10 protein-coding genes are annotated in these 13,713 nt (G+C 68.6%); 1 reads left to right on the forward strand and 9 read right to left on the reverse strand.

Translation table 11 applies throughout. The annotated features are described in order from the left end of the window. On the reverse strand, positions 1–1,983 hold a 1,983-nt coding region (locus MYF83_RS30920; RefSeq protein ID WP_308201525.1), incomplete at its 3' end, for a glycoside hydrolase family 9 protein. Positions 1,984–2,176: 193 nt separating this feature from the next. Then, a complete protein-coding gene (locus MYF83_RS30925; protein WP_248964279.1) occupies positions 2,177–5,077 on the reverse strand; it encodes a glycoside hydrolase family 48 protein in 2,901 nt (966 codons plus the stop codon). A gap of 575 nt (positions 5,078–5,652) precedes the next feature. Between MYF83_RS30925 and MYF83_RS30930 the strand changes: the two genes are divergently transcribed. Next, complete coding sequence (locus MYF83_RS30930; protein WP_248964280.1) at positions 5,653–5,925, forward strand: DUF6158 family protein; 273 nt, start codon at positions 5,653–5,655, stop codon at positions 5,923–5,925. A 9-nt stretch (positions 5,926–5,934) separates the two neighbouring features. On the opposite strand, the gene MYF83_RS30935 is transcribed toward MYF83_RS30930, so the two are convergent. From MYF83_RS30935 to MYF83_RS30965, 7 genes are all read right to left on the reverse strand, one after another. Continuing rightward, positions 5,935–6,201, reverse strand: a complete 267-nt coding sequence (locus MYF83_RS30935; protein WP_248964281.1) for an ice-binding family protein — start codon at positions 6,199–6,201, stop codon at positions 5,935–5,937. 212 nt (positions 6,202–6,413) lie between these two features. After that, positions 6,414–8,003: a cellulase family glycosylhydrolase gene (locus MYF83_RS30940; RefSeq protein WP_248964282.1), complete on the reverse strand. Its 1,590-nt coding sequence runs from the start codon at positions 8,001–8,003 to the stop codon at positions 6,414–6,416. 391 nt (positions 8,004–8,394) lie between these two features. Next, complete coding sequence (locus MYF83_RS30945) at positions 8,395–9,861, reverse strand: serine/threonine-protein kinase (protein ID WP_248964283.1); 1,467 nt, start codon at positions 9,859–9,861, stop codon at positions 8,395–8,397. A 25-nt stretch (positions 9,862–9,886) separates the two neighbouring features. Further along, positions 9,887–10,894 carry a LacI family DNA-binding transcriptional regulator gene (locus MYF83_RS30950; RefSeq protein WP_248964284.1) on the reverse strand — a complete coding sequence of 336 codons (1,008 nt, stop codon included), beginning with the start codon at positions 10,892–10,894 and terminating at the stop codon, positions 9,887–9,889. 432 nt (positions 10,895–11,326) lie between these two features. Continuing rightward, positions 11,327–12,394, reverse strand: a complete 1,068-nt coding sequence (locus tag MYF83_RS30955; protein ID WP_308201526.1) for an LLM class flavin-dependent oxidoreductase — start codon at positions 12,392–12,394, stop codon at positions 11,327–11,329. Between the two features lie 50 nt (positions 12,395–12,444). Continuing rightward, on the reverse strand, positions 12,445–12,873 hold the full coding sequence (mscL, locus tag MYF83_RS30960) for a large conductance mechanosensitive channel protein MscL (RefSeq protein ID WP_248964285.1): 429 nt from the start codon (positions 12,871–12,873) through the stop codon (positions 12,445–12,447). A 260-nt stretch (positions 12,874–13,133) separates the two neighbouring features. Continuing rightward, positions 13,134–13,355 carry a DUF397 domain-containing protein gene (locus MYF83_RS30965; RefSeq protein ID WP_248964286.1) on the reverse strand — a complete coding sequence of 74 codons (222 nt, stop codon included), beginning with the start codon at positions 13,353–13,355 and terminating at the stop codon, positions 13,134–13,136. Positions 13,356–13,713: the final 358 nt, after the last annotated feature.

The following is a 13,713-nucleotide window of genomic DNA, read 5'->3' on the forward strand; positions in this document are numbered from 1 at the left end:
GGGAGTGGGGGGCGGGGTGGGGGTGGGCGTCGGAGTCGGGGTGGGCGTCGGGTCGGTGCCCGGGCCGGGCGGGTCCCCGTAGATCTTGGTGCCGCCGGAGTACACCGGGATGTTTCGCACGGTCACCGGCGTCGCGCCGGGGGTGGTGGCGACCCCGGTGTAGGACCAGTCGTTGGCCGGATCCCAGGACCCCGACGAGCTAGCGATGCGGAACTGGACCTCCCGCCGCGACTCCGACTGCCCGGCGGGGGCGATGGCCGTGCCCGAGCAGTCGATCGTGACGTAGTAGACCTTGCCGGAGAACTGCGTCGGCCCGATCGGCGGCTTGCACTGGGTGTAGGCGGACGACAGCGTGATCTGGCTCGGCGTGGTGGCGCCGTCCAGCGTGAAGTAGTAGCGGAACGTGCCGTCCGCCAGCGCGCGTGCGGGCCAGGCCGAGTGGTTCACCACCAGCGCCTTGATCTCGGTGTAGGTGGTGCCCGAGGAGTTCACCGAGGCCTGGAGGTAGATCTCGGGCCCGTCCGGCGTCTCGGCGACCGGGAAGTTCGGCAGCGGGGATCCGCCGTACTCGCGGTACAGCCGGGCGAGCGCGCCGGTGAAGGCGGCGTTGTAGTCGGTGGCCACCTCGTTCATCACGTAGTCGCTGCGGCTGTCGGTGTAGGCGTCGTCGTTGGACTTCGGGCCGCCGACCAGCGCGCCGTACAGGATGTGCCTGCTGTCGGCCGGCTCGTTGAGGTTGTTGGACCAGGAGCCGTGAGCCGTACGGTGGTGCGGGCTCTTGGGCGGATTGGCGCCGAAGCCGATTACGTAAGAGGATTTGCGCGGGTTGTCGCCCAGCGCGTAGTTGATCTGCCTGACTCCGAAGTCGTGATATCTCGCCTTACGGGTGGCGTCGGTCAGCCAGTCGCTGTAGACGAGCGCGACGAACGAGGTGTTGGCCGCGTAGCGGAGCGAGCCCCACGAGTCGAGTGCGGCCTCCCCGCCCGGCGAGTAGTTCACCTTGGCGCCGTTCACGCCGATGGTCCACCAGTCGAGCCAGCGGTTGGCGTCGTCGGCGTACTTCTGCTTGCCGGTGAGCTTGGCGAGCAGCACGTAGGCGCCGTACGACTTGTCGTCCCAGGCGATGGTCCACTTGTAGGAGCGCGTCGTGGTCTGCGGCTCGGTGCCGAGGTTGTCGTAGTACGTCTCGGCCTTGGTCAGATACGAGGCGTCGTTGGTGGCGCGGTACAGCCAGATCGCGCCCCAGACGAGCTCGTCGTTGTAGCCGCTCCACGACTGGTAGTACCCGGCGGCGTCGGTGACGCAGTCGCTGTACTTCTTCCGCACCGTGTCGGCGAAGGTGTAGAGCTGCTTCGCGTGGCTGACCAGCGTGTCAGCATAAGTCGGATTTGTCGGGCGGAAGACCATCGACGAGGCCGCCATGGCCGCCGCGGTCTCACCCGCGAGGTCCGAGCCGCCGCACGATGCGTCGATCTTGTACGCCGGGCGGTCCATCGGCATGACCTCGGCGGGCCCCCACCACGCGTGGTCGGTGCCGCCGTTGCCCACCTGCCCGTACAGCACGTTCGGCGACGGGTGCGCCTTGATGAAGTAGTCGTTGACCCACTTGAGGCTGTCGAGCAGGTACGTCAGCTGTCCGGAGCTCTGGTAGGCGTCACGGTACTCGACACCGCCCCAGGCCAGCATGGTCGCGCTGGCCGCCATCGGCAGCCCGAACTTCACATGGTCACCGGCGTCGTACCAACCTCCGGTGAGGTCGAGGCCGGCTGACTTGCCGTCGTTCAGGCCGGAGTCGCCGCGCCAGGTGACGCGGTTGCCCGCGGGGAGGTCGCCGGAGCGCTGGGCCTCGTAGAAGAACAGCGACTTCTGCAACGCCTCGCCGTAGTTGTAGGAAGCCGCGGCCGCGGAGGAGGTGAGCACGGGGAAGAAGGTGGCCGACACGGCGAGGACGGCCAGGCCGGTGAGCGTGCGTCTGAGGGACATCTATGGCCTCTCGAACTGGAAGTGCAGGTGGAGCCTTTGGCCGCCCGAGATGGTGGTGAGCGGGGTGCGGTAGGGGTCAGGCCTGCCGCACCCCGCTGTCCGGGGGCGCGGTGGAGTGTCAGGCACCACCGCACCCCGCTGTTCGAGGATGCGGCGGAGTGTCAGGCTCCCCCGCATCCGCGGGCGGGTCGGATCAGGGGAACAGCCGGCCGTACTCGGCGAGGGCGACGGCGACGTCGACCTGCGCCCAGAAGCGGTGGTAGTTGAACGACGGCACCGCGCCGCCGTTCAGGTAGGCCTGGACCTTCGGCCAGTCCGGGTCGTTCTTGTACCAGGACCGGATGGAGATGAAGGTCGAGCTGGAGTTGATCGTGTCGCCGTTCGGCATCTTGCCGGTCCAGCCGGATGGGATGTAGATCGGGTCGTCCAGGCGGCTGTAGTCCGGCTTGGCCTCGGCCACCGACACGCCCTTGGCGTCCTGGTCGTTCTTCCAGATGCCGTCGAGCAGCCCCTTGGCCATGTTCTGCGCGGCGGTGTCGCCGGCCTTGGCGGCGTAGTACATCAGGACCTTGGCGTAGGCGCCGGCGACGCCGACATCGGTGGTGTAGTCGGCGATCGACACGTGCAGGCTCGCGTTGGAGCCCGGGCTGGACGCGTTCCATGTGTCCGGCTGGCCGGTCCACCTCAGCGTCGAGGGGATCTTGTAGGTCCCGTCGGAGTTGATGGTGGTGTTGGCCATGGCCCACTTGACCCACTTGTCGAGGATGGCCTTGGCGGTGGCGTTGCCGGTCTGGTTGTAGTACTCCGCCACCCGCTCCATCGACCATGCCTGGAAGCCGAACCACTGGTTGGACGGCGGGTCGTGGTACACCGGCTGCCAGTCGTAGGCCATGCCGTAGAAGGTCGGCGTGCCCGACGGCGGAGCGGCGTAGTGACCCTGCCAGCTGTTGGTCGCGCCACCCGCGATCGCACCTTCGGTGGACTGCAGCCAGCGGTAGAACTCCAGCTGCCGGGTCAGGCTGGTGCTCCAGTCGGTGACCGCGGTCGCGCCCTTCGGCTTGAGCACGTCCACGTTGGACAGGGCCCAGGCCGCGAGCGGGTTCTGGTAACCGGAGTGGTTGTGGCTGGAGCCGATGCGCCATGCCCAGCCGGCGGAGGTGTCGGTCGCGCCGCCCCAGGCGTAGTACCAGGAGAGCAGGTAGGCCGAGCTGTCCTTGCCGGTGCCCGCCGCGCAGGAGGTGCTGGTACAGCCCTGCTTCTTGAAGTACTTGTCGTACATCGCGTAGCGGAGGTAGTCGCCCATCTTCGCGGCCTTGGCCACCGTGGCCGAGATCTGCGAGTCCTTGCCCTGCGCCTTCGCCCAGGTGTACGCCCAGTACGCGGCCTGGACGGCGCGCGCGTCGGCGTCGGGGGCGTTGGTGTACTTCCACTGCTTGGCGTAGGAGCTGTCACCGGTGAACAGGTCCAGGTAGCCGTTCGGGCCGCCGAACTTCATCATGTCGCAGGACGGCTGGGGCACGGTCTCGAAGACCGACTCCTCGGGCCCGCGCTGGTAGGTGTTGATGTAGGCCGGCTTGGTGGTGCCGTCGCCGCAGCGGCCGAAGCCGTAGGTGTTGTCGACGTCGATCAGCCAGTGCATGCCGTAGATGTCGCGGGTGCCGTAGGCGCTCTGCAGCTCCGAGGCGATCGGGTCCCTTCCGACCGAGACGCTGTTGTCGAGCTTGGACGGGTACTGCTTGATGTCGTCCCACTCACCGGCGTAGGTGGCCGGCTTGCTCGCGTCGTAGAAGGAGTTGGTCGGCTGGTCGGCCGTGGCGGGGATGATGTACTTCTCCATGATCCCCCAGGCGTCGTTGAACCTGGTCCACGTGCCGGTGACCTGGCCGTACACCGCTTCCAGCCACAGGTAGTAGCTGAACGCCTCGGAGGTGGTCTCGTGGCCGTGGTCCGGCGCCTCGACCATCAGGGTCTCGACCGAGTGGTACGGCACGCCCTGCGGCGAGAAGTACCCGTTGGCCGGGTCGTGCAGCTTGTTGTACAGCGTCGTGAAGCGGGTGATGTACTCGTTGCCGCCGCTGCCACCGTCGTTGTCGGCCTCGGTGGCGGTCAGCGAGCCGCCGGTCCAGCCGCTGGCGGTGGAGTTGAACGTCGCCGTGCCCGCCGTGCTGTCGGAGTCCTCGGCCGCCCTGATGGTGACGGTCTGAGCGGTGTTCCAGTTCGACGTGGTGAACGTCAGGGAGCCGCCGGAGGACACGGTGAGGTCCGCGTCACCACCGCCGGCCTTCGAGGTCGCCACGGTCACGCTGCTCGTGGGGGCCTGGGACAGCTTGACCGAGTAGCCGGCGGTGCCGCCCTCGGGGACGACGAGGGTCGTCGGGCTCACGACGATGCTGGGCGTCGAGGCGCCGGAGACCGTGATGCCCACCGGGGAGGAGGTGGTCGCGGTGCCGGCGTTGTCGGTCGCCTTGGCGGTGAGCGAGTAGCTGCCGGCCGCGACGTTGGTCCAGCTGTAGGTATACGGGGAGCTGGTGTCGGTGCCGAGCAGCGTGGTGCCGTTGTAGAAGTCGACCTTGCTGACGGTGCCGTCGGAGTCGGCGGCGGTCGCGGCCAGGTTAACGGTCGCGGGCGCGGTGAAGGTCTGCCCTGCCGTCGGCGAGGTCAGGCTCACGGTCGGCGCCTGGTTGCCGGGGTTGCCCCCGCCGTTGCAGGTGGTGCCGTTGATCGTGAACGAGGCCGGCTTGCCGTAGGTGCCGGAGTAGGTTCCGTTGAAGCCGATGCTCGTCGACTGACCGGTATTGAGGTTGCCGTTCCAGCTCACGTTCGTGGCGGTCACGTTCTGACCGCTCTGCGACCAGTTGGCGTTCCAGCCCTGGCCGACCTTCAGGTTTCCTGGAAGGGTGAAGGCCAGGTTCCAACTGGTCCAGGCGTCACCGGTGTTCGTGATCTTCAGGTTGGCGCCGAAGCCACTGCCCCAGTTGTTGTCGGTGTACTCGACCGAGCAGGCGACGGCCGCGGATGCCGGTACGGAGGCCAGGACGGTGAAGAGGCCGGCCAGCAGGCTGGTCAGCGCTAGCCACACGCCACGTCTTTTCATCCCTAACCATGGGAGCGCTCCCGCCCCAAACGATGATGTTGACATTCTGGACGTACTCCAAAGTGATGAATGGCGATGGACGGTACAGAAGTTGGCACAGTGTCGGTCTCGTACCGGGTGGGGAAGATGAGGCGTGATGGGAGCGCTCCCACATCGGATTCTGGTGAGTACACCAAAGATGTCAATGACGTGTCAGGCGGATTTCACGTCGTAGCGGCGCCCATCCTCGCCAGCCTGCCCGTTCTTACCCGGGCCTTATGCCGGTCCGGTGAGAGGACCTGAAACTTTCAACTGATCGAGCGGCGTCGCCACGGGCGGTGCCGATACGGCGTCCACCGTCGTGCCGGGGATGAGGGCGCATGGGGGAGGGGCGCGTCGTGGCGGGCGCGGCGGCCGGGGCCGGCCCACGTCGCGGGCGGAAACCACGCGGCCGCCGATCTCTCGTCGCAGGGACGACGGGCGCGTCCCTGGACCGCTCGCATCGGGGGACCTAGATCACGAACGGGTCACAGGTGTGAGATATGCCGCTTTGTCAGGAGGTGACGGTTTCCGCTCGGGGGGTACAGGGTGGGGTTATGAACAGAGTCGATCCGAGAAACCTGAGCGTGCGAGACCTGCGCGCCGAGCTGCAAGAGCTCGAGGAGTCATGGATGGAGACGCTGCTACGCGGTTCTGAGGATGCCCTGGAGGACTTCGCGGATCGCACGCGCGAGTTGGAGGAGGAGTTCGATCGCCGCAAGGCAGGAGAGGCCCCGCCACCGGCCCCGGCCGGTGCCCACCACGGGGACGACGACGCCGCCGGCCCGGCGGACGTCCCGGAAGGAAGGTCGCCGGGGGAGGCGGCCTAGAAAGGTTCTCTACAGCGTTCGGGGCCCGTCCGAGGAGATCGGACGGGCCCCGCGAGCGTTCAGGCCGTCGCGTCCAGCCGGTGATGGAGACGCCGGGACGGTGCTGCGCCTGCCCGGGCAGACGGGCCGGGTGATGGTGTCGGTGTCCAGGGTGACGCCGCTGGTGCTTACCAGGACGCGGCCGTTCACGGTGACCCCCGTGCCGGCGGTGGCCGGGGTGAGCGCGAGGATGTTGCCGGCGAACGTCGCGCCCGCCCCGAACCCTGTCACGGTCATCCCCGGGCTCGCTCCGACCTTCCCGGTGCGACATGGGGAAGATTTAAATCCGAGCCCATCTGCGGATAAAATGGAAATGTGTCCCGTTGCCGGTGAATCGGGCCCCATTTTCCGTCCCCGGCCTTTTAGCGTGGCCCTGGTGAATCAGCCGGCAATAGTGCGGCCGTTTCGCGGGCGACGCGGGCGGGCGGTGCGCGCCCGCCCGGTCCTGCCTACGAGCAGATGAAACTCGCCGGGGCCGGCGTCGAGGGACCGTTGGCGGTGAAGCCCACGGAGACCGACTGCCCTGCGGCGAGGGTGGCCGCGTAACTCGGGGCCTTCGCGGTGAAGGTCGTCCCGCTCTGGGTGAACGTGGCGTTCCAGCCGCTGCCGAGGGTCACCCCGGACGGCATCGTCCAGCGCACCGACCAGTCGTTCCACGCCGCTGTGCCGTTGTTCTTGATGTTCAGCTCGGCCTGGAACCCGCCGGACCAGGAGTTGGTGATGGTGTACGTCGTCCCGCAGGTGGTGGACGTCGGGGTGGGCGTCGGCGTCGGGGTGGGCGTCGGTGTTCCGCCGCCACCGCCGCCGGCCGGCGGGATGAGGTAGGGCTGCAGGATGCTCTGCTTGGCCTGGTCGACCGTGGCCCAGTCGTCCTTCAGGATGCCGCCGGTGTCACCGGAGTTCGGGTTCCAGGACCAGTAGGTGAAGGACATGCCGTTCACCCCGGTGCCGGTGTACTTCATCAGCTCCTGGAGCCAGATCTTGTCGGTGTTGCTGGCCAGCGTGGTGCCGAACTCGCCCATCATGATGGGCGCGATGTTCTGCTTGTACAGGTAGCCCCAGAACTTGTCCCAGATGGCGGGCATGTTCGCGGGGTAGCTGGGGTCGTCGAACCAGGTCTGGTGGTAGACCGAGGTGGCGTACTCGTGGGGAGAGTAGACGAGCCGGTTGGCCACGTTGAGCCGTACGGGGTAGTCCTTGGCCTTGGACAGGTTGCCGCCCCACCAGCCGCACGGCTCGTCCGGGATGTTGTCCCAGGCGTTGGCGTTGCCGCCGCTCGGGCAGCTCACGCCCTCGACGAAGATCAGCCAGTTCGGCTGCACGCCGAGGATCGCGTTGCCGGCGCGCTCGGCGGCGAGCCGCCAGTCGCGGGCGGTGTCGCCGCAGCCCCAGCAGGAGCCGGTGCTGTTGGGCTCGGTGCCGTCCGCGTGCGGCTCGTTGTGCAGGTCGGCGCCGATGACGGTGGTGTTGCCCGCGTAGTGCTGGGCCAGCGTCTTCCAGTCGGCGATCCAGGTGCTCTCGGGCACGCCGCTGGTGTACCAGAGCGCGGTCTGGCCGGCCGAGGTGGGCCGGTGCCGGTCGAGGATGATCCGCATCCCCTTGCTCCCGGCGTAGTCGACGACCTTGTCGAGGATCTGCATCGGGGACAGGCCCACGAGGTCGGGGTTGCTGTAGGTGTTCACGCTGGTCGCGACCGCGCCGGGCTTGATCGCGTCATCGGAGAACGGCACCCGGATGGTGTTGTAGCCGAGGCTCGCCATGAGGTCGAGCTGGCTCTTCCAGGGGTTGTTCGCCCACAGGCCGTGGAAGGTCTTGTTGTCGGTTTCCATGCCGAACCAGTTGATGCCGGTCAGCCGGACGGTGGCGCCGGTGCTGTCGACGATCTTGTTGCCGTTCGTGTGGAGGTAGCCGGTTCCGGTACCGCCCGCCGCCTGGGCGGGGATCGAGCCGAGCGTGACCGCCAGCACGGTGGTGGCGGCGGTGGTCGCGACCGCGGTGAGCGCGGCCTGCCACCTCCTGCCGGTCCATGGAGATTTCATCGGGTGCCCTTCATGACTGAGGCGTGGCGCGACGGCCGGATACGGCGAGGCCGCTGGTACGCCGGGTCGCGCTGGTCATGGTTCGGCCGGATTTTCCGCCACGTCAACGGGAGCGGGGCGGTTCCCGTGATGACCTGGGCTGGGGCATGTAACTTTCAGCCAAACCTGGGAGCGCTCCCACGCCAGCCGGGACCGGAGACGCCTCCTCGATCGCGCCAGATGATCGCCCTGGACGGCATCGGCGTCGTCCCGGCTCCGATCCGGCCGTTTCGGCTGAACGCCGCAACCGGTCGCCCGGCCGATCTCAGTCAAGAACTCGTAGTCAAGAAGGCCGGCCGGTGGCGAAGGCCCCGATATTCCGGCCTATTCCGTGACCCAGGCACCGGTTCACTCAGGCGGCTCTCTCGAGCGCGGCGCCGATCAGCGTGAGCCCCCGCTCCAGTTCCTCCCGGACGCCGGAGGACAGGCTGCCCTCACGCACCCGCTCGTCGAGCTTCTTGCGCACGTCCGCGAGCCCCTTGCCGGGGTCGTCCAGGGACTGCAGGAGGTTGTGGACGACCTGCCGCAGGTCGAGCGCGACGTCGGCCCGGATGGACCCGACGCTCTCGCCGGCCTCCAGGGCGGCGTCGAACCGCCCTACCGCCTGGGTGAGCGTGGGTACGGCCTGCGTGTCCGGCGGGCCGCCCGTGCGCTGCCCGTCGGTGGACGGGGAGCGCGCCGGAGACCGTGACGGCCCGGGCGACAGCGAGGCGGTCCGTGAGGGGGAGGGGACGGGAGAACCGGACGGTGCGGGTTTCCCGCTCGAGCCCTCGTCCGCGTCGGAGATGGGCTCGGCCAGTGCTCCCGAATGCTGTTCGGTACGGCCGCTCGCCGATGGCGTGGCCTGAGCCGGCTCGGAGGTCCGGGTGCTGAGGGCCGCCGCGACCGGCGGGGGCAGGTCCGGCAGTATCCACAGCAGGGCCGCGGTCCAGGTGGCCAGCGTGACGGCGGCGACGGAGGCCATCCGCGCCCGCCGCACCCAGACCGCCGTCTCGCGTCCGGCGGTCGCCGAAGCGGTGAGCGAGGCGGTGAGGGTCTCGGCCACGTGCTGGGCACTCGGCCGATCGCCGGGCTCCTGGGCCAGGCAGTTCGCGCACAGCGCGGCCACCTCGGGCGGCAGGCCGGGCACCCCGCATGGGACCGGCGGCGGCCCGGTGCGGCGGGCCGCCTCCAGCGCCTCCCACGTGGTCTCCGGGTACGGGGGAGCGCCGGTGAGCATCTCGAAGATCAGCACACCGAGCGCGTACACGTCGACGGCGGGGTGGACGCTGGCGCCGGTGAGGCGTTCCGGCGCCACGTACGGGGGCGTGCCGAACTCGTCCAGCCGCTTGTCGACCTCCTCGCCGACGAACGCCGCTATCCCGAAGTCGAGCAGCTTGGCGCCCTCGGGCGTGAGCAGGACGTTCTCGGCGGTGACGTCACGGTGGACGATGCCACGCTGGTGGGCCGCCGCGAGCACCATCGCCACCCTGGCTCCGATGACCGCGGCCTCCCGCCAGGGCAGCGGACCCTCGTCGATGATCCTCTCCGAGAGCGGCCGCCCGTCGAGCAGGCGCATCACCACGTACGCGGCGAGCCGGCCACGTGCGGTGACCGTCTCACCGTAGTCGTAGACCTCGATCGCGTCCGGGTGGATCAGGCGGGCGGTCGCCCGCGCCTCCCTCCGGATGAGATCGCGGCCGCCGTGGTCGCCGCCGACGCAGCCGTCCAGCACCTTGATCGCGACGGCCCGGTGCAGCGACTGGTCGAACGCGCGCCAGATCGCGGACATGCCCCCTGATGCGATCTGCTCCACGAGCCGGTATCGGCGCGTGAGCACATCGCCTTCCTGCATGCCCCCCGAATCAAGTTGATTCACGTACCACCAGCTCCGTGGGAAGGATCGGGTTGCCGTGCGGGACGTCGTCTTCCGAGGTGATCGACATGAGCAGCATCCTGGCGGCGAGCACCCCGAGTTCCTCGACCGGCTGGCGGACGGTGGTCAGCGTGGGCGAGGTGTGCCTGGCGAGCGGGGCGTCGTCGAACCCGACCACGGCCACGTCGTCGGGCACCCGGCGTCCCGCGCGCCGCAGGGACTGCATCGCCCCGGCCGCCATGGGGTCGGAGGCGGCGAAGACCGCGTCGAGGTGCGGCGACCGCTGCAGGAGCCACTGCATGGCGTGCGCTCCTGACGCGTGGGTGAAGTCGCCGTAGGCCACAGGGACGTCGTTCATCCCCGCGGCGTGCAGCGTTCTCAGGAAGCCGTCGAGCCGGTCGCGGGCGCCGGGCAGCGTGGGCGGCCCGGCGATCACGGTGATCGCGCGGCGGTTCGTCAGGAGGAGGTGTTCGGCCGCCTGGCGTGCTCCGTCCATGTTGTCCATGTCGACGAACGGCAGGTCGATGCCGTCCGGCGGCCGCCCCGCGCTGCGCACGGCGATGCCCGAGGCGGCCAGGGTGACCGCCAGAGGATGTCGCTCCCTGGCGCCCGCGAGCAGGACCCCGTCGAAGGAGCCCGTCACCAGTGGTGGCGCGGCGATCGTCGAGGTGGCCGGGGTGGCGGTCATCACGACGAACGGCACGCCGTAACTGGTGAACACCTCGTCGGCGGCGGAGAGCAGCCGTGCGTAGAAGGGTTCGGAGAACATGCGTTGGGTGTGCTCGCAGATGACGGCCGCGACGAGTTGGTCGGACCGCCGGGCGGACGTTCCGCGAGGCGCGCGATGCCGTACGTAACCCAGACGTGACATGGCGTCGTGGACCTGACGGCGGGTCGAGGTGCTCACCCGGACGGAGCCGGTGAGCACTCGTGAGGCCGTGGCGGGGGAGACCCCTGCTTCGGCTGCTACCTGGGCAAGCGTGGGCTGGTCAGCCATCCGGCTTCCTCCGCTTTCAAGGTAAATCGCGAAGGCGTGGGAGCGCTCCCATTACAATAACAGCGTTTCTTGCGTGTCAACAGATGTTTCCGGTAAATGTTCCACGCCCGATCTGGAGGCGATGTTACGGACATATTCCATGCGAAGAAAGGTCCCAGTCAGAGATTCCTGGTCAGGTCGGGGGCCACGGGGCGCCCGGCGAAGCGCCGGGCGGGAGTGCCGCCCGGCCTCCGGTCCGCGGTGGACCTGCTCAGTCCCCTACCGCACGAGACGGACGCGCGCTCGTAACACTCGCCCGCGCTGGCGTAAGTGTTACCGCGGCGTTACCGGAAGTCTCTGGCGGGTGGTTGTTCCGTTCCATGCGGACTGAGCCGTCTACCCGTGTTACTTGACCTATGTCGGCTATACGGCCTTTGCGGGGATACGAGGGATTTAGTGTTCGCTGTCCTTCATGCCGTACGCCTCGGCGATCAGCTTGAAGGAACGGAGCCGCGCCGCGCCGCCGTGCACCCCGGTAGTGATCATAAGCTCGTCCGCGCCGGTGCGGTCGCGCAGCGCCTCCAGCCCGGCGCGCACGGTCGCCGGGTCCCCGTACACGACATTGGACAGCCAGTCCTGGACGAACTGCCGCTCGACCGGGCTGTAGGGGTAGGTCTCGGCCTCCTCCGGCGTCGGCAGCGGCCCGGGCCGGCCGCGCCGGAGCCGCAGCATGCCGAGCGCGGTCGTCCTGGCCCTGCGGAGCGCCTCCTCGGCCGTGTCGGCCGCCAAGGCGTTGACGCCGATCATCGCGTACGGCTTGTCGAGCACCTCCGAAGGCCGGAATCCCGTGCGGTACATCTCCAGCGCCGGGATCGTGTTGGTCGCGCTGAAGTGATGAGCGAAGGCGAACGGCAGTCCCAGGAGCGCGGCGAGCTGGGCGCTGAAGCCGCTGGATCCGAGCAGCCAGATCGGCGGGCGGCCGGAGCCCGGGGCGCTCGCCTCGCCGGGGACGGCCCGGATGTGCTCGTACGGATGCCCGGCAGGGAAGTCCGCGTCGAGGAAGGCGGTCAGTTCGGCGAGCTGCTGGGGGAAGTCGTCCGCGTCGGGGGTGGCCGTGCGGCGCAGCGCCCGGGCGGTCGCCTGGTCGGTCCCCGGCGCGCGGCCGAGGCCGAGGTCGATGCGCCCGGGATGCAGAGCGTGCAGAGTGCCGAACTGCTCGGCCACCACCAGCGGGGCATGGTTGGGCAGCATGACGCCACCGGAGCCGAGCCGGATCTCGCGGGTGCTCGCGCCGAGGTGGGCGAGGATCACGGCCGGCGAGGAGCTGGCGACGCTCGGCATGCCGTGATGCTCGGCCACCCAGAACCGGTGGTATCCCCATTCCTCGGCCCGCCGCGCCAGCTCGGTGGTGACGCGCAGGGCATCGGTCGGCGTGTCACCCGATCCCACGGTGGCCAGGTCGAGAATGGACAGCGGAACGCTCGCCTCGCCACGGGCGGCACCACGGATCAGCTCAGTCACAATCGCGACAACCGGGGCTGAAGTTCCGCTATTCCTCTAGTGCGTGCCGCTCAGGCCGGCGGCCGGTCGTTGGCGGGGACAGTGACGAGCTCGACCGTGCAGAACGCGCAGCGGCGGGCGTCGATCGGGATGTCGCTCAGGCACTCAGGGCACTGCTTCTCGCTGCTCTCCTTGTCCCGGTCGAAGAAGCCGATCAACCGGGTCATCGGCATGACGACCAGCCAGTAGATCACCGCGGCGATGATGAGGAAGGTGAGCAGGTGGTTGACGAAGTCGCCGTACTTGAACACGGAGCCGTTGACCGTGAAGGAGTACTTGGAGAAGTCGGGTTGCGCGCCGCCGGTCACCGCGCCGATCAACGGCGTGACCAGGTCGGCGACCAGCGCCTGCACCAGCCCGCTGAAAGTGGCTCCGACCACCACGGCCACGGCGAGTTCCACCAGATTGCCGCGCATCAGGAACTTCTTGAATCCGCCCATCCTTGAGCCTCCGGGGGGAGAGTTCGGGTGAAAGGGATCGGCTACCCAGACGTTTCCCCGCAAACCCGGCCCAGGTAGCGCGGTCGTGCGGTGCGTGCCCGCGGCCTCAGGACCCGCCGGTCATGTGAAGGCCGCCGGCCGCGCTCAAGGATTCATCGGCCGCGTAAGGATTCATCGGCGGCGATCGGAACCCCTCCCGTTATCGGAACCTCTCCCGCCATCAGGACCTGCCCGCCGTGATCAGGACTCGCTCGCCGTGATCAGGATCTCTCGGCCGCGAGCAGGTCGAAGTCGAACCGCCCCTGCTTGGCCGCCTCGATGAACGATCTCCACTCGGCCCCGGAGTAGACGAGGATCGGCCCGCCGTCGTGCTTGCCGTCACGTACGCCGATGAAGCCGCCGTCGTACGCGACCTCGACACAGCTGCCGTTGTTGCAAGCCGCGTACCACGTCACGCCGTGGAACGCAGGTCCGCTTGTCATGCGCCTCCTTCCCATGAAACCTTCACCCCTATTTCGCGCCCGATATTGCGCTCGGCGAAATTATAGTGGATCGCCTCCTGGAAAAAACGGGCGTCTCACGCTGGTGTTCCAGGAATCACAGGGATTGATGTGGCCAATGGGGTGGCCGATCACACCGGCGCCGGTGAAGGGCACGTGCGCGGACGCCGCCGTTCGGCGTGGGCGGCAGAAATATCGGAAATGAGCGGAAGAATCTCGCCCAGGCGGGAATTCGGCGGCATGGCCGGCCGGAGAAAAGCGAAGGCGGCGCCGGGACATCTGACCGGCGCCGCCTGCTCGGCTCTTCATTTGGATTCCACTGTCACGCATCATATGGGAA

This window comes from Sphaerisporangium perillae (genome assembly GCF_023276435.1).
Lineage (GTDB): Bacteria > Actinomycetota > Actinomycetes > Streptosporangiales > Streptosporangiaceae > Sphaerisporangium > Sphaerisporangium perillae.

Excerpts from the sequence above, each read along its gene's own strand:
- MYF83_RS30935 (WP_248964281.1), bottom strand. The coding sequence starts at position 6,201 with ATGACCGTGACAGGGTTCGGGGCGGGCGCGACGTTCGCCGGCAACATC.
- MYF83_RS30930 (WP_248964280.1), top strand. The coding sequence starts at position 5,653 with ATGAACAGAGTCGATCCGAGAAACCTGAGCGTGCGAGACCTGCGCGCC.
- MYF83_RS30950 (WP_248964284.1), bottom strand. The coding sequence starts at position 10,894 with ATGGCTGACCAGCCCACGCTTGCCCAGGTAGCAGCCGAAGCAGGGGTC.
- MYF83_RS30925 (WP_248964279.1), bottom strand. The coding sequence starts at position 5,077 with ATGAAAAGACGTGGCGTGTGGCTAGCGCTGACCAGCCTGCTGGCCGGC.
- mscL (WP_248964285.1), bottom strand. The coding sequence starts at position 12,873 with ATGGGCGGATTCAAGAAGTTCCTGATGCGCGGCAATCTGGTGGAACTC.
- MYF83_RS30965 (WP_248964286.1), bottom strand. The coding sequence starts at position 13,355 with ATGACAAGCGGACCTGCGTTCCACGGCGTGACGTGGTACGCGGCTTGC.
- MYF83_RS30940 (WP_248964282.1), bottom strand. The coding sequence starts at position 8,003 with ATGAAATCTCCATGGACCGGCAGGAGGTGGCAGGCCGCGCTCACCGCG.